Origin of the sequence: Roseibium sp. (genome assembly GCF_048260565.1) — a bacterium.
Taxonomy (GTDB): Bacteria; Pseudomonadota; Alphaproteobacteria; order Rhizobiales; family Stappiaceae; genus Roseibium.
Genome location: NZ_JBLXGP010000001.1, coordinates 670591 through 693259, shown reverse-complemented (window position 1 = coordinate 693259; position 22669 = coordinate 670591). Strand labels below are relative to the sequence as shown.

Sequence of the window (22669 nt, the reverse complement as noted above, 5' to 3'; positions counted from 1 at the left end):
GACGCAGGACGGGGCCGAAGTCGGCCCCGTCCATTCATCTGATTGAAAAACCGGAACCGGTAGTCCAATGAGCGAAGCCACACAAACAGTTCTGACGACGCAGGACGGACGGCCCTTGAAGGCCAGCCTTCGGAAGGCTCTGCGCCGCGAAAAGATGCGCGCGCTCCTGTTGATCGCACCACTGCTGATATTCGTCATGATCACCTTCGTGGCTCCGATCGTGGACATGCTTTTCCGGTCAGTGGAAAACGGCATCGTTGCCGATACGTTGCCCAAGACGGTTCAGGCCTTGGCGACCTGGGATCCGTCATCAGGCAAGATACCGGACGAGGACGTCTTCGCGGCCCTTGCCGACGACCTCAGCGTCGCGGTCAAGGAGAAGACCCACACCCGCCTCGGCTCGCGGTTGAATTACGAAGAATCCGGCATGTCCAGCCTGTTCCGCAAGACCGGCCGACGTGTCAAAAGGATGGACGACGGAAACTACAAGGAACAGTTCATCAAGATCGACAAGGATTGGGGCACGCTCGAAACCTGGCAAACGCTGAAACAGTTCTCGCCACGCTATACGGACGGGTATTTCCTTGCGGCGGTCGATGCGGAACGGACCGCGGACGGATTGCAGATGAAGCCGGAGAAGGAACAGGTTTATCTGTTCCTGTTCGGAAGAACCCTTTTCCTGTCGATCGTCATTACGCTCTCCTGCCTCCTGCTCGGTTATCCGATCGCGTTTATTCTCGCCGCCCTGCCGCTCAGAACATCCAACCTCCTGATGATCCTCGTGCTGCTGCCGTTCTGGACATCCCTGCTCGTGCGAACGTCCGCCTGGAAGGTCCTCCTGCAGCAACAAGGCGTCATCAATGACTTCCTTGTCTGGATCGGCGTCATTTCCGACGCCAACCGTCTGGTCATGATCAACAATCAGACGGGTACGATCATCGCCATGACCCATATCCTTCTGCCGTTCATGATCCTGCCGCTCTATTCGGTCATGAAGACGATTTCTCCGTCTTATGTACGCGCGGCCAAGAGCCTCGGGGCAACAGACTGGACCGCATTCTGGCGGGTTTATTTCCCGCAGTCCGTGCCCGGTATCGGCGCCGGCGCCGTGCTCGTCTTCATTCTGTCGATCGGCTACTACATCACGCCCGAACTCGTCGGTGGAACGAGCGGCATCTTCATCTCCAACCGGATCGCCTATCACATTTCCAGTTCGCTGAACTGGGGTCTCGCGGCAGCGCTCGGGACGATGCTGCTTGCCGCGGTTATGCTTCTCTTCGTGGTCTACGACAAGATCGTGGGCATCGATAACGTGAAACTCGGTTAGGGGGCTGATGATGAGTGACCTTCCTGCATACGCCTCCACCGGCCAGCGCGCCTGGTACTACGGCTTCCGTGTCATCTGCGGACTGATCTTTTTCTTCCTGATCTTTCCGATCCTGGTGATCATTCCGCTCAGCTTCAACGCCGAAAACTTCTTCACCTTCACCAAGGCGATGCTGGCACTGGACCCGGCCGGGTATTCGTTCAAGCACTATCATGACTTTTTCACCAATCCGGACTGGCAACAGGCGCTGGCGAATTCGTTCATGATCGCCCCGGTGGCAACAATCCTGGCAACCAGTTTCGGCACGCTGGCGGCAATCGGACTGTCCCAGTCCCACGTTCCCTACCGTTCGGCCATCATGGCCGTGCTGATTTCGCCGATGATCGTGCCGCTGATCATTTCGGCTGCGGGCATGTACTTCTTCTATTCCCGTATCGGCCTTCAGGGGACCTACTGGGGTGTTGTGATGGCGCACGCGGCCCTTGGTACCCCCTTTGTGATCATTACGGTGACCGCAACCCTTGTCGGGTTTGACCGAAGCCTTGTCCGGGCGGCCGCCAGCATGGGCGCCAACCCGGTCACGACCTTCTTCAAGGTGCAGATGCCTCTGATCATTCCAGGCGTCGTCTCCGGGGCGCTGTTCGCCTTCATCACCTCCTTCGACGAAGTCGTCGTGGTGCTGTTCCTGGGATCCGCCGGGCAGAAAACCCTGCCCTGGCAGATGTTTACCGGTTTGCGAGAGCAGATTTCGCCGACCATTCTTGCAGTCGCCTCGCTCATGGTGGCGATCTCCATCGTGCTGCTGACGGTTCTGGAAGGTCTTCGCCGGCGGTCGGAGCGCCTGCGGGGTCTTACTCCGGGATAGCCCCCGGCTCCTGTTCCTCACAGAGGCCGGTGACGGTACGCCAGTCACCGGAGGATGATCGCGGAGCGATCTTTCTGGCAGACAACAAATTTCAATCAGGCCTGGCGGGCCGGCTTCTACAAGAAGCCGGCCCGTTTTCCGTTTGGCCTCCAATGCAAGGAGAAAATGAAATGAGTGCCGATATGGATCGCGTCTATGAAATGGAAAACGGCGAGAAGGCTTATCTGCCTTTTTCAGCTGCTGAAATGGACGGCCGGCAGGCTAGGCTGCGCAAGCTGATGGAGGCAAAGCGGATTGATGCCTGCCTGTTCACCTCCTACCACAACATCTGCTACTTCTCAGGCTTCCTGTATTGTTCGTTCGGCCGCAAATACGGTTTTCTGGTTACCGATACTGAAGCCACGACCATCTCCGCGGGGATCGACGGCGGCCAGCCCTGGCGGAGAACCCACGGCAACGCCCTCACCTATACGGACTGGCGCCGCGACAACTATTTCTTCGCGATCCAGTCACTGCTCAAGATGCCCAATCCGTCGATCAAACGGATCGGTATCGAGTTCGACCACGTGTCTCTCGACCTGAAAGGACAGCTGGAGGCCGCCCTGCCGGGGGTGGACCTGGTCGATATCGCAGCCGGCGTGATGGCCCAAAGAACCATCAAGAGCGCGGAGGAACATGTCCTGATCCGCGAAGGCGCCCGTATCTGCGATGTCGGCGGCGGCGCCACAGTGGAAGCGGTCGCGTCCGGCGTTGCCGAGCACGAAGTCGCGATTGCTTCCACCAACGCCATGATCCGCGAAATCGCCCGCTCCTTCCCGTTCGTGGAACTGATGGACACCTGGACCTGGTTCCAGTCGGGCATCAACACGGATGGCGCGCATAACCCGGTCACAAACAAAAAAATTGAACCGGGCGATATCCTCAGCCTGAACTGCTTTCCGATGATCTTCGGCTACTATACGGCCCTCGAACGCACCCTGTTTTGCGAACATGCCTCCGACGCGCACCTGAAGCTCTGGGAGATCAACTGCGACGTCCATCGTGCGGGGCTCGACCTGATCAAGCCCGGTACGCGCTGCTGTGACATCGCCACAGAACTCAATGACATTTACCGCCGCCACGATCTGCTGAAATACCGCAGCTTCGGTTACGGCCATTCCTTCGGTGTTCTCAGCCACTACTACGGACGTGAGGCATCCGTGGAGCTGCGCGAGGATGTGGAGACGGTTCTGGAACCGGGCATGGTCGTCTCCATGGAGCCGATGATCATGGTTCCGGAAGGCCAACCCGGTGCCGGTGGCTATCGCGAACATGACATCCTGATCGTCACTGAAACCGGCACCGAGAACATCACCGGCTTCCCGTTCGGTCCGGAACACAACATCGTTGCACCCTGAATCCGCTTCAGGCCGGAGAACCACGCGGTTTTCCGGCCAATCGGAACGGAATCCGTGCCGACATGATCTAGATCAATTCGCTGTCGCCCACCTTTATTTAACATCGCAATTAATTGGATCGCCGCTTAACCGCGACGCATAAGGGGTTCGTTATCCGGGAGGACGTCATGGGCGAAATCATACTGGCCGCCAAGATCACACATGTTCCGTCAATTCTGTTGTCGGAGATGGAAGGGCCGTTGAAAGGCTGCCGCGACGGGGCCATGAAGTCCTTGCGCGAAATCGGCAATCGCGCCCGCGATCGCGGCGCCACGACCTATATCGTCTTCGACACCCACTGGCTGTCGAACTTCGGCTTCCACATCAATGCCAATGCGCGTCACAAGGGCACCTATACCAGCCACGAAGCGCCGCACATGATCCAGGACCTCCAGTATGACGTTCCCGGCAATCCGGCACTTGCCGACGCCATCGCCGCCCGCGCGGCGGACAAGGGTCTGCAGATCCGTTCCCACCATGTCCCGACGTTGGCCCTCGAATACGGCACCGTCGTGCCCATGCACTACATGAATGCCGACGGTGCCCAGTCCGTGGTCTCGATCGCCACCCCGCTGTTCGCCGACTTCGACGAGATCCGCAAAGTGGGCGAAGCGGTCAGGGAAGCCGTTGAACAATCGGGAGAAAAGGCCGTGCTCCTCGCCAGCGGATCCCTATCCCACAAGCTCTGGCCGAACAAGAAGCTCGGCCCCGATGCCTGGAATTCCATCTCCAGCGAATTCAACCGGCAGGTGGACATGCTGGTTCTCGATCTGTGGCGCCAGCGCCGCTATCCGGAGTTCCTTGAAATGCTGCCCGACTATGCCGTCAAATGCGACGGCGAAGGCGGAATGGCCGATACGATCATGCTGTTCGCCGCCCTTGGCTGGGACGCCTACACCGGCGAAGCCGAACAGCTCTGCGAGTATTTCCCGAGCAGCGGCAGCGGCCAGATCAACGTCGAGTTTCACCTTTGAAGAGATAGCGATCTTGCCGTTCATCGTAACAAGACAGGCCTGCCACCGCAGGTCTGCCCGCATTTAGATGTTGCCTATTTATTATTCACTTTGTCCCAGATTGCATACAATCTAGCTTTTGCGGGAGAACATTTCTGGTGAGGGCCACGTAATAAGACGTCTTCTTGGCTTAATTTCATAACGTAATTACAGATAGTTAGCCAACCCGTTCCATCGATGTGAACGGGTTGGCACACGGGTTGCTAACTCCTTAACGAGGCCGTGGGCGGAGCTGTTCCGGCTCCCCCGCTCCAGTCCCTTAGGAGGTGCACCATGCCGAAATTCGAACTCAACCGCCGTTCTCTCTTGAAATCATCCGCAGCCGGTCTTCTCGGTCTTTCCGCCGCCGGCCTGCCGCGCCTGGCGTCCGCTGCCGGCCTGACCGTGGGCATCGTCTATGTCGGCCCGCGCGACGACTTCGGCTGGAACCAGGCCCATGCAGTCGCCGCCGCCGCGCTGAAGGAAGTGCCCGGCGTAACCGTGGTGGAAGAGGAAAACGTGCCGGAAACCATCGCCGTTCAGAAGTCGATGGAATCCATGATCAACCTCGACGGCGCCGAACTGATCTTCGCCACCTCCTTCGGTTATTACAAGCCGTTCGTTCTCGATCTCGCCGCAAAGTACCCGGATGTGCAGTTCCGCCACGCAGCCCCCCTTTGGACCGACGCGGATCCGAAGAACGCCGGCAGCTATTTCGGCTATCTCGATCAGGCCCACTACATCGACGGCATTGCCGCAGGTCTTTCCACCACCACCAACAAGCTCGGCTTCGTCGCCGCCAAGCCGATTGGTACAGTCCTGCGGAACATCAACTCGTTCCTGCTGGGCGCAAAGAAGGTCAACCCGGATGCGACCGTCCAGGTCATCTTTACCGGCGAATGGTCCATGCCGGTGCGTGAAGCCGAAGCCGCCAATGCCCTGGTTGATGCCGGCTGCGATGTGCTGACCTGCCACGTAGACGGCCCGAAGGTGGTGATCGAAACCGCCGAATCCCGCGGCATCAAATGCTGCGGCCACAATGCCTCCCAGGCTCCGCTCGCCCCGAAGGGCTTCATCACCGGCGCCGAATACAAGTGGGCCACCATCTACAAGATGTTCGCCAACGATCTGGCGGAAGGAAAGAACCTACCGAACTTTACCGGCGGCGGTTTCGACGTCGACTTCGTCCAGAGCACGCCTTACGGCGCCGGCGCGACCGAAGCAGCGATTGCAGCAGCCGACGCGGCCCGCGCGGATGTGAAGGCCGGCAAACCGATCTTCACCGGTCCGATCAACAAACAGGACGGCACGCCTCTGCTGGCCGCCGGTGCGAGCCTCGACAACTACGATCCCTCCCTCGACCAGACCGATTATCTGATCGAAGGCGTGATCGGTTCGATCACCTGAGGCACATCCCTGCCCTCACCCCGGCCCGGGAGCCGGAGTGAGGGCCTTGGACATCAGGCCAGAACAGGAAAACGGGCAACGGGGATATTCTCATGGTCGATGCGACCAAAGCGGACAGACTGGCGGCCGGACAGGGCAGCGCCCTGGCTGAGACACTCGACCGTTTCCGGCGGTCTTCCGAGTTCGTGATCATGCCGATCCTCGCGCTGATCGTTTCCGGACTGCTGTTTTCCATCTTCCTTCTCGCTCTCGGCAAATCGCCGGCCGACTTCTTCTCGCTGGTCTGGCGCGGCGGCTTCGGCACCAGCTTTTCCTGGCAGAACACGCTGGTGCGGTCTTCGCCGCTGATTTTCACCGCCCTCTGCGTCGCCATTCCCGCGCGGTTGGGTCTCGTGATCATCGGCGGCGAAGGCGCTCTGGTTCTCGGAGGCTTCGCGGCTGCCGCGATCGCCATCCCGATGATCCCTTGGGCGCCTTCTTTCCTTCTTCTGCCGGTGATGGCCCTGGCAGCCATTATCGCAGGCGGCATCTGGATCGGCCTGGTGGGCGCCCTGCGCCACTATCGCGGGGTCAATGAAACCATCGCGTCGCTGCTCCTGTTTTATATCGCCGTCTCGATCCTGAACTTCTTCGTGGAAGGCCTGCTGCGAGATCCGTCCGATCCGAACAAGCCCTCCACCATGCCGATCGGGCGCGACAACATGATCGGCGCCATTCCCGGCACCGATGTTCACTGGGGTCTGGTCTTCGGCATTCTGCTTTGCATTCTCCTCTATCTGCTAATGAACCGCACCACGTTCGGCTTTGCCGCCCGGATCACCGGCGGCAACCTGCGCGCGGCTCAGGCCCAGGGGCTGCCTGTCGGAAAGCTGATGGTGATTTCCTGCGCCATTGCCGGCGCCTGCGCCGGTCTTGCCGGCTTCTTCGAGGTTACCGCCATTCACGGCAAGGCCAATGCCTCGCTGATCGCCGGTTACGGCTTTACCGGCATTCTGGTGTCCTTCCTCGCCCGCCACAATCCGCTGGTGATCGTGCCGGTCGCCATTTTCCTGGGCGGCATCGCGGCCTCAGGCGGCCTGGTGCAGCGGCGCATGGATCTTCCCGATGCCACTGTTCTCGTGCTTCAGGGACTCATCTTCGTGGTGCTGCTGGTGTCTGAAACCTTCTACGGCCGGCTGCCGTTCTTCCGGTCCAGGGGAGACCTCTGATCATGTTCGAAGATTCTGCCCTTGCCACGGTTCTGATGGCCATGTTCGCAGGTGCGATCCGCGTCTCCACACCGTTTCTGTTCGTCAGCCTCGGCGAGACGCTGACGGAAAAATCCGGACGGATCAATCTCGGTCTCGAAGGCACGCTGGTCTTCGGCGCCATGTCCGGATACGCGATTTCCTATCACACGGGTTCGCCCTGGCTGGGCGTGTTGGTCGCGGGCTTGAGCGGCGCGTGTTTCGGCGCGCTCCACGGCTATCTGTGCAAGCTGCCGAAAGTCAATGACATCGCCATCGGCATTGCCCTGATGCTGTTCGGCACCGGCCTCGCCTTCTTCTTCGGCAAGGCCTATATCCAGCCGCAGGCGCCACGCCTGCCCTCCATTTCCTTCGGCTTCTGGACAGACGCACCGGCGCTGAAGCAAGCGTTGGAAATCAATCCGCTGTTCCTGCTGGGCATCGTGCTCGCCTTCGTCCTGTGGTGGGGGCTCAAAAATACTCGCTGGGGCCTGACGGTGCGTACGACCGGGGATAGCGCGCCCGCCGCCCTTGCGCTCGGCATCAACGTCAATCAGGTGCGCCTGCTCTCCACCATGGTCGGTGGTTTCTTTGCCGGCGTCGGCGGCTCGTTCCTGTCGCTCTATTATCCGGGCAGCTGGACCGAGGGCCTGTCTTCCGGCCAGGGCCTGATGGCGGTCGCCCTGGTGATCTTTGCCCGCTGGAACCCGCTCTACTGCTTCCTGGCCGCGCTTCTTTTCGGCGCAGCCGGCGCACTCGGCCCGGCCCTGCAATCGATCGGCATCTCGCGCGGCTATCACTTCTTCAACGCGGCGCCCTACATCATGACCCTCTTGATCATGATCGCCAGCACGTCGCCCAAGCGCTCCCTGAAGGGCGCGCCGGGCGAACTGTCCATCACCAAATAAGGAGCGGATCCATGAGCGGACTTGGAGGCCTCAACAAATCCCCGAACGGTGTCGTTCTCGGCATGGTGCAGCTGCAGCTGCCGGTCGTGACCAACGAGATAGAACTGGCAGCCCAGACACAGGTCATCGTCGACATGGTCGGCAAGGCCCGGCGCAACATGGCGTCGATGGATATGGTCGTCTTCCCTGAATACGCCCTGCACGGCCTGTCCATGGACACCAACCCGGCGATCATGTGTACGCTCGACGGGCCGGAGGTCGCCGCCTTCAAGCAGGCCTGCATCGACAACGACATCTGGGGCTGTTTTTCCATCATGGAACTGAACCCCGGCGGCATGCCCTACAATTCCGGCCTGATCATCGACAACAAGGGCGAGCTGAAACTCTATTATCGCAAGATGCACCCCTGGGTTCCGGTCGAACCGTGGGAACCGGGCGACCAGGGCATTCCGGTCATCGAAGGCCCGAAGGGTTCGAAGATCGCGCTGATCATCTGCCACGATGGCATGTTCCCGGAAATGGCACGCGAATGCGCCTACAAGGGTGCTGAAATCATGATCCGGACGGCGGGCTATACCGCGCCGATCCGCGACTCCTGGAAGTTCACCAATCAATCCAACGCATTCTGCAACCTGATGGTGACCGCCAACGTGTGCATGTGCGGCACCGACGGAACATTTGACAGCATGGGCGAAGGCATGATCGTCAATTTCGACGGATCGATCATCGCGCACGGCACCAGCGGCCGGGCGAACGAGATCATCACCGCGGAAGTCCGTCCGGACCTGGTCCGGGAAGCGCGGGTCAACTGGGGTGTCGAGAACAACATCTACCAGTTCGGCCACCGCGGTTATGTGGCCGTCAAGGGTGGCGCGCAGGACTGCCCCTACACCTATATGACCGACCTCGCCGCTGGCAAATACCGACTGCCGTGGGAAGACGAGGTGGTGCACACGGACGGCACCTCCTGCGGCTTCGACGCCCCGACACGCGTGTACGGTGAAAAGGCCATGAGCGATGCAGCGGAGTAACCTGTCATGAGCGTTGTCGACATCAAGACCGGTGAAGCTGTGACCTTGCGCGAAGGCCCGGTTGCCGCCAATCCCTATCCCTGGCCTTACGACGGAGATCTGCGGCCTGAGAATACGGCACTGATCATTATCGATATGCAGACCGACTTCTGCGGCAAGGGCGGCTATGTGGATGCGATGGGTTACGACCTGTCGCTGACCCGCGCGCCGATCGAGCCGATCAGGAATGTGCTCGCCGCCATGCGGGCACAAGGCTACCACATCATCCATACGCGCGAAGGCCACCGGCCGGATCTGGCGGACCTCCCCGCCAACAAGCGCTGGCGGTCGCAACGGATCGGCGCCGGCATCGGCGATCCTGGCCCCTGCGGCAAGATCCTGGTACGCGGGGAACCGGGCTGGGAGATCATTCCCGAACTGGCACCGCTTCCCGGGGAACCGGTCATAGACAAGCCGGGTAAGGGCTCGTTCTGCGCAACCGATCTGGAACTGATGCTGCACACACGGGGCATCCGCAACATCGTCCTGACCGGGATCACGACCGATGTCTGCGTCCATACCACCATGCGCGAGGCCAATGACCGGGGCTTCGAGTGCCTGATCCTGTCCGACTGCTGCGGCGCCACCGACAGGGGCAACCACGATGCGGCGTTGAAGATGGTCACCATGCAGGGCGGCGTCTTCGGGGCGGTGGCGGACAGCGCCACTTTCCTGGCGGGAATGAAGAACACGGAAACGGGGAACTGATCCATGGCCATGGCTGTCGAGACCCAAGCTGACATTCGCCGCGCGATCGGTGTCGAAACCGTCGGCATGTCCAAAATTTTCGGCAGCCTCGTTGCGCTGGACGATGTGTCCATCCGCGTCGCGCCGGGGTCCTTTCACGCGCTCCTGGGCGAGAACGGTGCCGGCAAGTCGACGCTCGTCAAATGCATGATGGGTTTTTACCAGCCGACAAAGGGCTCGGTTCTGGTCAATGATGCGGAAGTGGAGATCCCGAGCCCGCGCGCGGCACATGCGCTCGGCATCGGCATGGTCTATCAGCACTTCACACTGGTGCCTTCGCTGACAGCGGCGGAAAACCTGGTAATTTCCCGGGCCAACGCGCCGGCGATCATCGACTGGGCGAAGGAACGAATGGATCTGGAAGCCTTTCTGGAGACCACACCGTTCAAGGTACCACTGAATGTGCCCGTTTCCGGGCTTTCGGCGGGCGAAAAGCAGAAGCTGGAAATCCTGAAACAGCTCTATCTCGACCAGCGTTTCCTGATCCTGGACGAGCCCACGTCCGTGCTGACTCCGGACGAGGCCGACGAAGTGCTCGGTCTGCTGCGGGGCATGACCAGAGCGGGCGATCTCACCATCCTGATGATCACCCACAAATTCCGCGAAGTGACTGCCTATGCCGACGAGGTCACCGTGCTCCGCCGCGGGCGCATGGTCGGCGCGGGCAATGTCTCCGATCTGTCGGTCGAAGAGATGAGCCACATGATGATCGGTGACACCGCGATCCGGGAAAGTGCGGCCCGCCAGGTCCATGCGGATGCCAAGCTGAAGCTCGAGGTCGCCGGGCTCTTTGCCGAGGATGATGAACAGCTGCCGGCTCTGGAAGCAATCAACCTGAAGGTTCGCAGCGGCGAAATCCTGGGTATCGCAGGTGTCTCGGGAAACGGCCAGTCGGAGTTGATCGAGGTCCTCTCCGGCCAGCGCATTCCGTCTGACGGTCGTATTTTCATCGACGGCAAGCCCTATGAGCCGGAACGCAAGCTCATGGACAGTTTCAAGGTGTTCGGCTTTTCCGAGGAACCGCTGAAGAACGTTGCCGTGCCGCGCATGAGTGTTGCGGAAAACATGGCGTTCCGCACCTTCGACAAACCTCCAATCTCGCCGTTCAGGGGCTGGCTGTCGCCGACCCCCATGCGCCAGAAGGCACGGGACCTGATCGCCTCCTACAGGGTCAAGACACCGTCCACGGAAGAGCCGATCGAAAACCTTTCCGGCGGCAACGTCCAGCGGGCGATCCTCGCCCGGGAATTGTCCGGTGAGGTCGATATCCTGATCGTCGCCAATCCCTGCTTCGGTCTGGATTTCGCGTCGGTTGCGGAAATCCGCGCCCAGATCATGGATCAGCGCAACCGGGGCGCAGCCGTGCTTCTGGTGTCCGAAGATCTCGACGAAATCCTGGAACTCGCGGATACGGTCGCCGTCATGTCGGAAGGCAAGATCACCTACACGTCGCCGATGGACGAGACCGACCGGGCGACAATCGGCCATGCCATGGCGGGGCATCACTGATGATTACCGTAGATGCACAACCCTTCGGCTTCCGCTTCGATCCCGCCTCGGTCGCGCTGATTGTCATCGACATGCAGCGCGATTTCATCGAGCCCGGTGGGTTCGGCGAAACGCTCGGCAATGACATCTCCCATCTGCAGCGCGCAGTACAGCCGACTGCCGATCTCCTTGCCCTGTTCCGCAAGGAAGGCTGGCCGGTGATCCATACGCGGGAAGATCACCTGCCGGACCTGTCCGATTGCCCACCTGCGAAACGGGACCGTGGCTCGCCGACTTTGCGCATCGGCGATCCCGGCCCGATGGGCCGGATCCTGATCCGCGGCGAACCGGGCGCTGAGATTATCCCGGCCTGCAGCGCGATTGAGGACGAGATCGTCATCGACAAACCCGGCAAGGGCGCATTTTACGCGACGGACCTCGGCCCCATTTTGAAAAGGCTCGGCACCAAAAGTCTCGTCTTCGCCGGCGTGACCACGGAGGTCTGTGTCCAGACCACCATGCGCGAGGCCAATGACCGCGGTTTCGAATGCCTGCTTATCGAAGAAGCGACCGAAAGTTATTTCCCGGAATTCAAGAACGCTACGTTGGATATGATCCGGGCGCAGGGTGGGATTGTCGGCTGGACGGCACCGCTTGCGGCGCTGGAACAGGCAATTGCAAAGGAGGCGGTATCGTGAGCGAGCCATTCGATAAAAAGGCCCATGTGGCACATATGCAGACGGTCATGAGGCTGACCATCAAGGACGACTGGCGTCCGGCCGTCGAGGCGAATATTGCCGCGACCGCAAAGGCCGCGGAGTTTGTCATGTCCTTTCCTTTCGACGACGATCTCGAAGCCGCTCCGGTATTCGTTCCATGAGCGGGCTGCCAAGCGATCAGAAAAGCTGGACGGCCGCGCAGACGATTTCGGCCGTCGCTGGCGGAGAAATCAGCGCCGAAGCGGTAGCGACCCATGCCTTGCAGACCGTTGACAAGCTGGATCCGCAGATCAACGCCTTCACGGATGTGACGGCGGATCGCGCGCTTTCGGAAGCCCGAGCCGTGGACGAAGCCATCGCAAGGGGTGAGGAACTGCCGCTCGCAGGTGTTCCCTATGCGGTCAAGAACCTGTTCGACATGGAAGGCGTGACCACTCGCGCCGGATCAAAGATCAACCGGGAAAATCCCCCGGCCCCTGCCGATAGTACCCTCGTTGCCAAGTTGAAAGGCGCCGGCGCCATCTTGATAGGCGGGTTGAACATGGGAGAATATGCCTATGATTTTACCGGAGAAAATGTTCACGACGGAAACTGTCTGAACCCGCATGACCTCACCCGAATGACCGGTGGCTCGTCGTCAGGATCAGGCGCAGCCGCGGCGGCGGGAATGGTGCCCGTGACCCTGGGGTCGGATACCAACGGTTCGATCCGGGTCCCCTCCTCCTTCTGCGGCCTGTTCGGCCTGAAACCGACCTATGGACGGCTGAGCCGCGCGGGATCGTTTCCTTTTGTCGGCAGTCTCGATCACCTCGGGCCGCTTGCCCGTTCGGCCGAGGACCTGGCGCTTGTTTTCGATGTCATGCAGGGGCCCGATCCGAAAGACCCCGCCCAGGCGGACAAGCCGGTTCTGCCGACGATGCCGGAACTCTCCAAGGGCATCGACGGTCTCAAGGTCGCGGTTGCCGGCGGCTATTTCCGGCAGAAAGCCATGCCCGAAGCCTTCCAGGCCTTGGACCTGATTGCGAGTGCACTCGGCGCCATCGGCGAAATCGAGGTCCCGGAAGCGGCACGGGCACGCGCGGCCGCCTATGTGATTACGACTGTCGAGGGATCTTCGCTCCATCTGGACCGTATCCGCACGCGGCCGGAAGACTTCGATCCGGATACCCGCGACCGGTTCATCTCCGGCACAATGGTTCCAGCCGTCTGGGTGCAGCAGTCACAGCGCTTCAGGAGCTGGTTCAGGGCGATGATGCGCGAGCTCTTCACCCATGTGGACATCCTGCTGGCACCCGCAACGCCGTTTCACGCCCTGCCCTCGGGAACCAAGACGATCGTGCTCGACGGTGAGGAAATGCCGGCGCGGCCGAACATCGGGATCTTCACCCAGCCGATTTCCTTTATCGGCCTTCCGGTCGCAACCGTCCCGGTCTGGCTCGATGGCGCGAGCCTGCCGATCGGGGTCCAGGTGATCGCGCCGCCGTGGCGGGAAGATCTGGCGCTTCGGGTTGCCCATCATCTTCAAACCACGGGCATCGCTTCCGCGCCTGTGGCCAATATTCAGTAACGACGAGGACTTTATGAACGACGCACGCTGGGCAGGACGCAATTCGGACAAGGATCTGGTCCGCGACCGGATCTGGAAAACCCTGGTCGACACGGGCGTGAATGTCGGCCCGGTCGACAGCCGTATCCCGAATTTCGCAGGCGCCGATCTTGCCGCCCTCAATCTGTCGAAACTGGACGCGTGGAAGGCCGCGCGGACGGTCAAATGCAATCCCGACCCGCCCCAGATCCCGGTTCGGCTGCGCGCTCTTTATGACGGCAAGATCGTTTACGCACCGGTTCCCGAACTTGTGAAACCCTTCCCCTTCGTCCGGCTCGATCCGGAAAAGCTGGAAAAACAGGGGATCCAGTTCGAACTGGCCGCCGTTTCGCAAGGCTTCGTCGAATACGGCGAACCGGTCGAATTCGAGGACATGGAGATGCTCGACTTCGTCGTCGTGGGCTGCGTTGCCGTCACTCGAGAAGGCGGGCGCACCGGCAAGGGCGGCGGCTTTGCCGATCTGGAACTCGGCATCTTCCGGGAATTGGGCAAGCTCAAGCCGGACACCCTTCTGACCACGACGGTCCATTCCTGTCAGGTCGTCCCCAACGATCAGGTGATCATGCAGGCCCACGACAGCGCCCTGCATTATATCGCCACCGAACAGGAGCTGATCGATACGAGGACACCCTACCCGCAGCCGACCGGTGTCGCCTGGGACTTCGTCCAGGACGACCAGTACCGGGACATTCCGTTCCTGAAGACCCTGCGGGACCGTCTCGTTTCCCGGGCGGGAGCACTCTGAGATGGAGATCGACAATCCAGATGTGAAGGCGGAAGTCGAGAAAGTCTTCAAGGAATACGAAAAGGCGCTTGTTACCAATGACGTCGAGGTGCTCGACCGGTTGTTTCTGGATGCTCCGACGACGATCCGGTACGGCGGCGGCGAAAACCTGTACGGCTACGCCGAGATTGCCGCCTTCCGATCCGCACGGTCGTCGTCGGGCCTGGAGCGGACCCTCGACAAGACGGTCATCACCACCTACGGCACCGACTTCGCGACCGCATCGACACTGTTTTATCGCGACAATGCACCGGGAAAGGTCGGACGGCAGATGCAAACCTGGGTCCGTATGCCGGAAGGCTGGCGCGTCGTCGCGGCCCATGTCAGCGTGATTGACGCGCCATGACCAAAGCGCGCATCGGGTTGTCCCGGCACGCTGGCTGGATTAGGTGATTTGGAGATATTCCGCCAATGTATCCAACCACCCAGGTTCCGATCGTGTCCGTAAAAACAGAAATAAAACCTGCGAGCCGTACCCGCACCGAAGACATCCGGCTTCAACTCGCCGATGAAATCGTCAAGGGCGACCTTGTGCCGGGAACCCAGCTCGACGAAATGGGACTTGCAGCGCGGTTCAAGGTTTCCCGGACACCGATCCGCGAAGCGCTGCGCCAACTGGAAACCAGCGGCCTGGTGGAACTGAAACCCCATCGCGGCTGTTTCGTCACCCGTCTGTCGGCGGACAAGCTGCAGGAAATGTTCGTGGCCATGGCGGAGATGGAAGCGATCTGCGCCGGGCTCGCCGCGATCAACATGACCCGGCAGGAACGCCGCGACCTCGAAGCTTTGCTCGAGACGTTGGCCGAACCGATGCGCAAGGGCGATCCGCAGCGCTATCACGAACTCAACGAAGAGTTCCACAACGCCATCTACGCCGGCAGCCACAACAGCTATCTGGCCGAGCTGACGCTTACCACCCGCCGGCGCCTTGCCCCCTTCCGCAGGGCTCAATTCCGCACGCTGGGGCGGCTTGCCCGCTCCCAGGCGGAGCATACGGATATCGTGGAAGCGATCCTGCGGGGTGACCGGGACGCGGCCGCAGACGTCATGCGCAGCCACATAGATACCGTGCGCAATGCGTTCGATACCTATGTGGAGCAGCTTTAAGCGTCTATCTTAGCGTGTCAGTGAACCCGCCATCACGCACAGCAGTTCGAACATAATCGAAACGCCGAGCCAGGCGGTGCCGCCGGAGGCGTCGAAGGGCGGCGAGACTTCGACCAGATCGGCGCCGATGATGTTGACACCTTCCAGCTCGCGGACGACCTGAAGCGCCTGGAAGGAGTTCGGACCGCCGATTTCCGGCGTACCTGTGCCAGGCGCAAAGGCGGGATCGACGAAGTCGATGTCGTAGGAGATATAGGTGGGCTTATCCCCGACGATCTCGCGCGCTTCGGCCATCACATCCTCTAGACCACGCTTGAAGAATTCCTCGATCGGGATGACCCGGATGCCGACGCTGTCAGCAAAGTCACGGTCTTCCCGGTCGTAGGTCGTCCCGCGGATTCCGATCTGCACCACCCGCTTGGGATCGAGCAGGCCTTCCTCGACGGCACGGCGGAACGGCGTGCCGTGGGTGTACATGCAGCCGTCGAAGTAGCTGTGAAACAGGTCGGTGTGGCTGTCGAAATGGATCATGCCGACCGGCGCGTCCGAGGCAAGACCGCGCAGGATCGGCAGCGAACACAGATGGTCGCCGCCGCCGGTCAGCGGCACGATGCCCTTTTGCTTCACCTTCGCGTAGAACTCGGAAAAACGCCTCAGACTGTCCTGAACATCTGCCGGATTGGGCGCGACGTCGCCGATGTCGGCACAATTGACCATCTCGAACGGACGAACGCCGGTGGCCCCGTTTTCGGCCCGGATCATGGTGGAGAGATCGCGCAGCTGGCGCGGACCGTGGCGCGGACCGGGACGGTTTGTCGTGCCGGTGTCCCAGGGGGCGCCGACAAGACCGATCTGGACATCCGCGATCCTCGGATCGTCCAGGGTCACATGCGGCAAGCGCATGAAGGTCGGCACGCCGGCAAAACGCGGCAGGTCGAAACCGGATACAGGCTGGTAAAACGGGTCGCTCATCGGTTCACTCCAACAGGTCTAATTCAATACATGACGCTGCCGCCATTGGCGCCGTAGCACTGGCCGGTAACGAAGCGGGCGCCGTCACCGGCAAGATAGACGGCGAGCGCGGCGATTTCGTCCGGGTTCGCAAATCGGGCCAGCGGGGTAGCAAGGTCTTTCGCCAGCGCTTCCGGGCTCATGGTGTCGACACTTGTCATGTCCGTATCGACTGGCCCCGGAGCTATGGCATTCACAAGAATATCGGGCGCTAGCTCACGCGCCATGGAGCGGGTAAGCGACACGATGCCGCCTTTGGAGGCGCAATAGGCCGGCATGGCCTCCCGGCCCAGAAAGGCGAGATCGGACGCCATGCTGATGATCCGTCCGGGCGCTTGGGCGGTAGCCTGACTTCCCATAAGCCGGGCCGCTTCCCGCGAGACGAGGAAGGCGCCCTTGAGATTGACGGCGATCACCTCGTCGAACTCGGCGGCACTGGTTTCGAGCAGCGGCTTTTCGCGCAGGATACCGGCATTGTTGACAAGGATATCGAGGCCACCGAAGGCCTCGCCGATTTCCGCGACCATGTCGCAGACATCCTGCTCGACCGAAACATCGGCCCTTATTTCCAGCGCCTCCGGATCGAATTCCTTCAGATCCACCAGGGTCAAATAGGCTTCCGGATCGCCCGGATGACAGATTGCGACACGCGCCCCTTCACGAGCGAAAGCAAGCGCAATCGCCCGGCCGATGCCGCGCGATCCACCGGTGACCAGCGCCCGTTTGCCTTGAAGGGCGCCGCTCATACCATGACCTCGCCGCGGTCCGCATTGATCGCCTGGCCGGTAATGTTGGCGGCCGCATCGGAGGCCAGAAACAGATAAAGGCCGGCGACGTCTGCCGGCTCCATCAATCCGCCAATCGCCTGCGCAGAGACGATTTCATCCAGGAGCGCATCAGGTGCGGCGCCAGTCTTGTCTGCCATGGACTGAAGCGAACGCATGGAGGCCTCGGTCTTCACCCAGCCAGGGCAGACCGCATTGACGGTGATGCCACGGGGACCCAGTTCCTTCGCCCAGGACCTGGTCAGCCCGATCAGGGCATGCTTGGAGGCGATATAGGCCGAGAAATCCGGTACGGCGGTCTTGCCCCAGATAGACGAGGTGATCACCACCCTGCCCCCGTCCGGCAGTTTCGAAAGGGCCTCGCGCGTGACGTTGTAGGTCCCGGTCACGTTGACCGCCATAACGCGCGCGAAGGTTTCATCAATGGCAGGATCCGGTTCATCGAGCGGCGTCGGCCGTTCGAGGCCGGCGTTGTTGATCAGGACATCGATCCGGTCGAAACCGGCAATGGCGCGCGCGACATCGCCTCTATCGGTGATATCGCAATGGAGACCCCGAACGGATGAACCAGCAAGGCCGGACAACCGCTCGGCTGCTTCGTGAACTTCCTCGCCTTCCGCCAGAATGGAGAGCGTTGCCCCGGAGCGGGCAAAACCTTCGGCAATGCCGTAACCGATCCCCCGGCTTGCGCCGGTGACGAGGACAGTCTTTCCGGAAAAATCGAAAGCCGCTTGCATGACCCGGTCCTATCCCAGCTCGTAGAATTCCCGTTTGACCGCTTTGGTAATGTCGCGCCGGTACTGGGCCGCGATCAGCGCGCCTTTTTCAGGCGATGCACCTTTGGCGGAGATCAGGGAGCCTTCCGGCGCCACCCATTCCTTGCGCGGCGGCCAGACGTCATAGCACGGCGCATCGCCCGGTGCATTGTCCGGCACGAGTTCGAACCGCACCAGTTCGGGGTGGAAGTTCATCATCAGCGAGGTTTCGAGAACGGCAGCATGTTCCAGCTCGATCCCCGGATAGCCGTCCGGGAACACCTGGGCCAACGTCTCTTCGGTCAGAAACTCCCAATGCTGCAGGCACATGATACGCACGCCCTTGTCGCCAACTTCGCGCATGGCAAGGTCGATGCCTTCGGTCAGGAACCACAGGTTTTCGTAATTGCCGTCCAGCACACAGATGCGTCGGGCACCGTGGCGCACCAGTTCGCGGATGATGTCGCGCAGGACAGCCGTCAGGGTTGCCCCGTCAAGGCCGGTGCTACCGGGGAAGAACGGACCGCCGGCGGACCGGGTCTGGGACTTGTAACCGTAGGTGACCGGAGCCGCGACGACACCGCCGACCTCGGTTGCGATTTCGCGGGCGATTGCCGACGGCAGCAGGTAGTCCACCGCCATGGGCAGATGGGGTCCGTGCTGCTCCAGCGCACCGGTCGGAATGAAGACGACCGGGTTCCGCTTCAGCGCGTCTGCATATTCCGGCCAGGTCATTTCCGACATCATGACGGGCGTTTTCGCGGTGTCTGCATTCTTCATTTCTTGGAACCTTCTTCGCGCATCAGGCGCATGATGTGGCGTTCAAGAGCGCTGTAGCCCTCAAGCGAAATGACCTTTTCCTTGTCGGCAATCCGCTCGCCAAGTTTGAATTCCGGCCTGATTTCTTCCTTCACGCGGCCCGGATGGCGCGACATGAAGACGATCTGGTCCGCGAGGAAAATCGCTTCCTCGATGTCATGGGTGACCATGACGATGGTCGTGTCGGCGGTCTCGGCGATCTCCACCAGCAGTTCCTGCATGTGCCAGCGGGTTTCCGCGTCGAGGGCCCCGAAGGGCTCGTCCATCAGCAGGAGTTCCGGATCGTTGGCGAGCGTGCGGGCTATGGCCACGCGCTGGCGCATACCGCCCGACAGCTGGGTCGGGTAGGCATCGGCGAATTTGGTCAGGCCGACCAGTTCGATGAAGTGATCCGCCCGTTCGCGCCGTTCGGCCGCCTGGACCTGATTGACCTTCATGCCGAATTCGACATTCTTGCGTACGCTTAGCCAGTCGAAGGACGTGTAGGCCTGGAATACCATGCCCCGGTCCCTGCCCGGGCCGTCGATCCTGCGTCCTTCCAGGTCGAGTGTTCCCGACGTGGGCGTTTCCAGACCGGCGATCATGCGCAGGACCGTGGACTTGCCGCATCCGGAAGGCCCGAGAATGACGCAAATGTCGTTCTTCTTGACCTCGAAAGACACTCCGGAAATGGCCTCCACCGAGCGACCCCGGCCGAGATCGAAAGTCTTGGAGATGTTCTGCAGCGACAGGATGGTTTCGCCGGGCGCGAGTGTTTCGTTTGCCTGGGCCATCACCGCTTCTCCTGCAGATAGGGGAACAACCACCGATGCAGGCGGTCGAACAGAAGGTCGAACGTCAGGCCGAGCACGCCGATCACGATGATGCCGGCCATGATTTCATCGGTGTGCAGGAAGCGGCGCGCGCGCATCATCATGGCCCCGATCCCGGTGGTGGAGGCGACGATTTCCGCGATCACCAGATAGGTCCAGGTAACCGCCAGCATCTGGCGCATGGCGACGACGATATTGGGCAGGACGGCTGGCAGGATCACCGAGCGCACGATGGTGCCGCGGCCCGCACCGAGAGTCAGGGCCGTCTCGATCAGTTCATTGCGGACATTTTTGGTATGATCCATCACCAGCGTAATCAGAAAGAACACCACGCCGATGAAGAGCAGCGCCAGTTTCGGCGCCTCGCCCGTGCCGAACCACATCAACAGCACCGGAATGAAGGACGGTGCCGGCAGGTAGCGCCAGGCAGAAACGAAGGGGTTGAAGATGGCCTCCGCCGCCGGGAATGCTCCCATCACCACGCCGAGGGGGATGGCGACCAGGGATGCAGCAAGAAAGGCGACAATCACGCGGCCGATACTGATACCGACATCGGCAGCAAAGCCGCGGTCGACGAAAAGTTCATAGATGGTCGTCAGCACCTTCTGCGGCGCCGGGACGAGAAGCTGGTTCACAGCCCCGGATTCGGTTGCAAGCAACCAGATGCCGAAGAAGACAACCCAGATGCCGATTGCCGATACGATGACCTGGTATCGCGACACGGGCTTGCGAATGGCGAAGAATTTCCGCCGGGATGATTTTTCTGAAACTGGATCAGGCATGATGCCCTCTGATTTCGATCAGCGGGAGAAAGGAAAAGTGCGGCCCGCATGCACAGTTCTACGAGCCGCACTTTTTCTCAGTTAGCCGTGAAGGACTGCCGGTAGCCGCTGGCTACCAGATCGCCCATCAGACTGCAGTCGATACCTTTTGCGGCATCGATTTTGTTATTCATCAAACCAAGCTTGATCCACCAGTCGTTGGTCAACGTCACCACATCCGACATGGACCCGTTGGCGAGGCCGAACGGCGGTTCGCCGTCCAGAACGCCGCACATACGTGCCGACTCGTCAAAGTCGAACATGTAGATGCCGCCCTCGAAGCTCTTGCCGTTCGTGCCGATGACATAACCGACGTCTTCCAGGGGCCACTGCAAATACTCTGCAATGAGCGCATTGGTTTCTTCGGTGTGGTCATGCCAGTAACCGAGGCCATCCCAACGCGCCTTCAACATCGCCACAGCCGCTTTGCGGTTCTTTGCGATGAAGTTCTTGTTCATGAACAGGGAGTCCATGAAGATCCCGGTTTTCAGCATGGCCGGATCGGCTGTGTTGACGACGCTGCGCGCGCCCTTCATTGCTTCCAGGACCTTGCTGATCCAGGGTTCGTACATGTAAGCCGCCGACAGGTCGCCGGAGAGCATCGGCCCGACCGCTTCATCGGCGTTCAGGTTGACCCATTCGACCTGATCCGGCGTGATACCCTGGCTGTCGAGCCAAAGACCCATCAGCAGGTGGCCGATATAGGCCTGCGGCGCGCTGACCTTCTTGCCCGGCAGATCTTCCGGCTTGACGTCCGGTGCCAGGATGATGTGGTCCACGCCGTAGGACGGGTTCATGAAGGCCACGTTGACCACGTCGGTGCCGCTGTCGACGGTCAGCGGAATGTAATCCGCGGTGCAGCCGTAAACATCGATCTGCCCTGCCGCCAATGCCGAGTGCCCGCCGAGCGGATCTTCGAAAATGGTGATGTTCATGTCGTAGTCAGGAACGAGGTTCTTTTCCTGAGCGACCTTCAGCATCGCATAGCCCGGCCAGGACACGCAGATACCGACGTTGATGGTCTCTTTCGCCTGGGCGGAAGGAATTGCGGCCGCGCCCGCAATCGCCAGCGCTCCAAGGAATGATTTGAATCCGTTTTTCATGGTCACGACTCCGAAAGGTTGGTTCTTGTTGTTGTTTTGATAATTTTTAGTCACATAAAAGTTTTTTGTGCAATACATTTTTTTAGACACTTAAGCCTATAAATGTTAGAAATCTCATATGTCATTCAAAAGCCGTTGGAATTCAGCTCATGAGCAATTTGCGCGAACGCCAGAAGGAAAGTCGGCGCCGAAAAATCCTGCAGGCCGCGCGCAAACAGCTGGTCGCCAACGGGTTCGAAGCCACAACGATCGAAACGATTGCCGAAGAAGCGGAAGTGTCTGCGGTAACGGTCTATAACTACTACGGGACAAAGACCGGTCTGCTGCTGGCCCTGGTTTCCGAGAGCGATACATTGCTCCTGGAGCGCATGCAGGAACTCCTGGAGACACCTTCCGAGACCATCGTCGATACCTTCTCCGCCTTTGCCGAAGTCATCCGGCAACACGCCCTTTCCTTCCTGACGAAACCGGTCTGGCGTCAGGTCATTGCTGCCAGCATCATAGAAGGCGATTCCCAGTTCGGCAGGAGCTATGCCCAGCTCGACCGGGAACTCGCCCGTCAACTGACGAAGATCCTTGAGAAGCTCCGGGACCGCGGCGGTCTTGGCGCCGATACAAATTTGGATGTGCTTGGCGATTGTCTTTTCCAGCTCCAGAACGCCCGATTCCTGCAGTTCGTCTCGTCGGACGACATGACCAACGAGGCTGTGGACCGGTATTTGCGCGAGGACATGGAAGCGCTCATGGCGGCGTGCCCTGACTGAACCGTCGCCACCGACAATCAGATGATTATTTAAATGGCAGAGGCCCGAAATGCCCTGCCTTTTTTTTATGCATTCCATTGAGGGATTTTGGGACAGGCGCCAGTAGGACTTTTTCCA

The 22669-nt window shown here is 60.5% G+C and carries 24 protein-coding genes; 17 read left to right on the top strand and 7 right to left on the bottom strand.

What is annotated here, in order from left to right; translation table 11 throughout:
* Nucleotides 1–67 precede the first annotated feature (67 nt).
* From ACN0SO_RS03060 to ACN0SO_RS02985, 16 genes are all read left to right on the top strand, one after another.
* A complete protein-coding gene (locus ACN0SO_RS03060; protein ID WP_417674389.1) occupies nt 68–1327 on the top strand; it encodes an ABC transporter permease subunit in 1260 nt (419 codons plus the stop codon).
* A gap of 10 nt (nt 1328–1337) precedes the next feature.
* Entirely contained in the window at nt 1338–2192 is an 855-nt protein-coding gene (locus ACN0SO_RS03055) for an ABC transporter permease (protein ID WP_417674387.1), read from the top strand.
* 170 nt (nt 2193–2362) lie between these two features.
* Complete coding sequence (locus ACN0SO_RS03050) at nt 2363–3589, top strand: M24 family metallopeptidase (protein ID WP_417674385.1); 1227 nt, start codon at nt 2363–2365, stop codon at nt 3587–3589.
* A gap of 167 nt (nt 3590–3756) precedes the next feature.
* Complete coding sequence (gene hpaD, locus ACN0SO_RS03045) at nt 3757–4602, top strand: 3,4-dihydroxyphenylacetate 2,3-dioxygenase (protein ID WP_417674383.1); 846 nt, start codon at nt 3757–3759, stop codon at nt 4600–4602.
* Between the two features lie 312 nt (nt 4603–4914).
* Complete coding sequence (locus ACN0SO_RS03040; RefSeq protein ID WP_417674381.1) at nt 4915–6027, top strand: BMP family ABC transporter substrate-binding protein; 1113 nt, start codon at nt 4915–4917, stop codon at nt 6025–6027.
* Nucleotides 6028–6119: 92 nt separating this feature from the next.
* Nucleotides 6120–7235, top strand: a complete 1116-nt coding sequence (locus tag ACN0SO_RS03035) for an ABC transporter permease (RefSeq protein ID WP_417674379.1) — start codon at nt 6120–6122, stop codon at nt 7233–7235.
* A 2-nt stretch (nt 7236–7237) separates the two neighbouring features.
* Nucleotides 7238–8161, top strand: a complete 924-nt coding sequence (locus ACN0SO_RS03030; RefSeq protein WP_417674377.1) for an ABC transporter permease — start codon at nt 7238–7240, stop codon at nt 8159–8161.
* A gap of 11 nt (nt 8162–8172) precedes the next feature.
* Nucleotides 8173–9192 carry a formamidase gene (locus ACN0SO_RS03025; protein ID WP_417674375.1) on the top strand — a complete coding sequence of 340 codons (1020 nt, stop codon included), beginning with the start codon at nt 8173–8175 and terminating at the stop codon, nt 9190–9192.
* 6 nt (nt 9193–9198) lie between these two features.
* Entirely contained in the window at nt 9199–9939 is a 741-nt protein-coding gene (locus ACN0SO_RS03020) for a cysteine hydrolase family protein (protein WP_417674373.1), read from the top strand.
* A 3-nt stretch (nt 9940–9942) separates the two neighbouring features.
* Nucleotides 9943–11487 (top strand): ABC transporter ATP-binding protein, encoded by a 1545-nt coding sequence (locus ACN0SO_RS03015; protein WP_417674371.1) that lies wholly within the window; start codon nt 9943–9945, stop codon nt 11485–11487.
* Entirely contained in the window at nt 11487–12164 is a 678-nt protein-coding gene (locus ACN0SO_RS03010) for a cysteine hydrolase family protein (protein ID WP_417674369.1), read from the top strand. Before ACN0SO_RS03015 ends, ACN0SO_RS03010 begins: the two co-directional genes overlap by 1 nt.
* The gene (locus ACN0SO_RS03005) at nt 12161–12346 is read left to right on the top strand and encodes a DUF4089 domain-containing protein (RefSeq protein ID WP_417674367.1); all 186 of its coding nucleotides are present in this window, start codon (nt 12161–12163) and stop codon (nt 12344–12346) included. The genes ACN0SO_RS03010 and ACN0SO_RS03005 overlap by 4 nt, the downstream gene beginning before the upstream one ends.
* Nucleotides 12343–13752 carry an AtzE family amidohydrolase gene (locus ACN0SO_RS03000; protein ID WP_417674365.1) on the top strand — a complete coding sequence of 470 codons (1410 nt, stop codon included), beginning with the start codon at nt 12343–12345 and terminating at the stop codon, nt 13750–13752. The genes ACN0SO_RS03005 and ACN0SO_RS03000 overlap by 4 nt, the downstream gene beginning before the upstream one ends.
* Nucleotides 13753–13765: 13 nt before the next feature.
* On the top strand, nt 13766–14536 hold the full coding sequence (locus ACN0SO_RS02995; protein ID WP_417674363.1) for a 5-formyltetrahydrofolate cyclo-ligase: 771 nt from the start codon (nt 13766–13768) through the stop codon (nt 14534–14536).
* A 1-nt stretch (nt 14537) separates the two neighbouring features.
* Nucleotides 14538–14921 carry an oxalurate catabolism protein HpxZ gene (gene hpxZ, locus ACN0SO_RS02990; RefSeq protein WP_417674361.1) on the top strand — a complete coding sequence of 128 codons (384 nt, stop codon included), beginning with the start codon at nt 14538–14540 and terminating at the stop codon, nt 14919–14921.
* 65 nt (nt 14922–14986) lie between these two features.
* On the top strand, nt 14987–15682 hold the full coding sequence (locus tag ACN0SO_RS02985) for a GntR family transcriptional regulator (RefSeq protein ID WP_417674359.1): 696 nt from the start codon (nt 14987–14989) through the stop codon (nt 15680–15682).
* Nucleotides 15683–15691: 9 nt separating this feature from the next.
* On the opposite strand, the gene speB is transcribed toward ACN0SO_RS02985, so the two are convergent.
* The 7 genes from speB to ACN0SO_RS02950 all read right to left on the bottom strand — a co-directional run bounded on the left by speB (nt 15692) and on the right by ACN0SO_RS02950 (nt 21788).
* Entirely contained in the window at nt 15692–16654 is a 963-nt protein-coding gene (gene speB, locus ACN0SO_RS02980; RefSeq protein ID WP_417674357.1) for an agmatinase, read from the bottom strand.
* Between the two features lie 23 nt (nt 16655–16677).
* A complete protein-coding gene (locus ACN0SO_RS02975) occupies nt 16678–17439 on the bottom strand; it encodes an SDR family NAD(P)-dependent oxidoreductase (protein ID WP_417674355.1) in 762 nt (253 codons plus the stop codon).
* Complete coding sequence (locus ACN0SO_RS02970) at nt 17436–18215, bottom strand: SDR family NAD(P)-dependent oxidoreductase (RefSeq protein WP_417674353.1); 780 nt, start codon at nt 18213–18215, stop codon at nt 17436–17438. Before ACN0SO_RS02970 ends, ACN0SO_RS02975 begins: the two co-directional genes overlap by 4 nt.
* A 9-nt stretch (nt 18216–18224) precedes the next feature.
* A complete protein-coding gene (locus ACN0SO_RS02965; RefSeq protein WP_417674351.1) occupies nt 18225–19013 on the bottom strand; it encodes a creatininase in 789 nt (262 codons plus the stop codon).
* Complete coding sequence (locus ACN0SO_RS02960) at nt 19010–19825, bottom strand: ABC transporter ATP-binding protein (RefSeq protein ID WP_417674349.1); 816 nt, start codon at nt 19823–19825, stop codon at nt 19010–19012. Before ACN0SO_RS02960 ends, ACN0SO_RS02965 begins: the two co-directional genes overlap by 4 nt.
* A complete protein-coding gene (locus ACN0SO_RS02955) occupies nt 19825–20646 on the bottom strand; it encodes an ABC transporter permease (RefSeq protein WP_417674347.1) in 822 nt (273 codons plus the stop codon). Before ACN0SO_RS02955 ends, ACN0SO_RS02960 begins: the two co-directional genes overlap by 1 nt.
* A 77-nt stretch (nt 20647–20723) precedes the next feature.
* Nucleotides 20724–21788 carry an ABC transporter substrate-binding protein gene (locus ACN0SO_RS02950; RefSeq protein ID WP_417674345.1) on the bottom strand — a complete coding sequence of 355 codons (1065 nt, stop codon included), beginning with the start codon at nt 21786–21788 and terminating at the stop codon, nt 20724–20726.
* Between the two features lie 149 nt (nt 21789–21937).
* Here ACN0SO_RS02950 and ACN0SO_RS02945 point away from each other — a divergent pair, with 149 nt between their 5' ends.
* Complete coding sequence (locus ACN0SO_RS02945; RefSeq protein WP_417674343.1) at nt 21938–22552, top strand: TetR/AcrR family transcriptional regulator; 615 nt, start codon at nt 21938–21940, stop codon at nt 22550–22552.
* Nucleotides 22553–22669 lie beyond the last annotated feature (117 nt).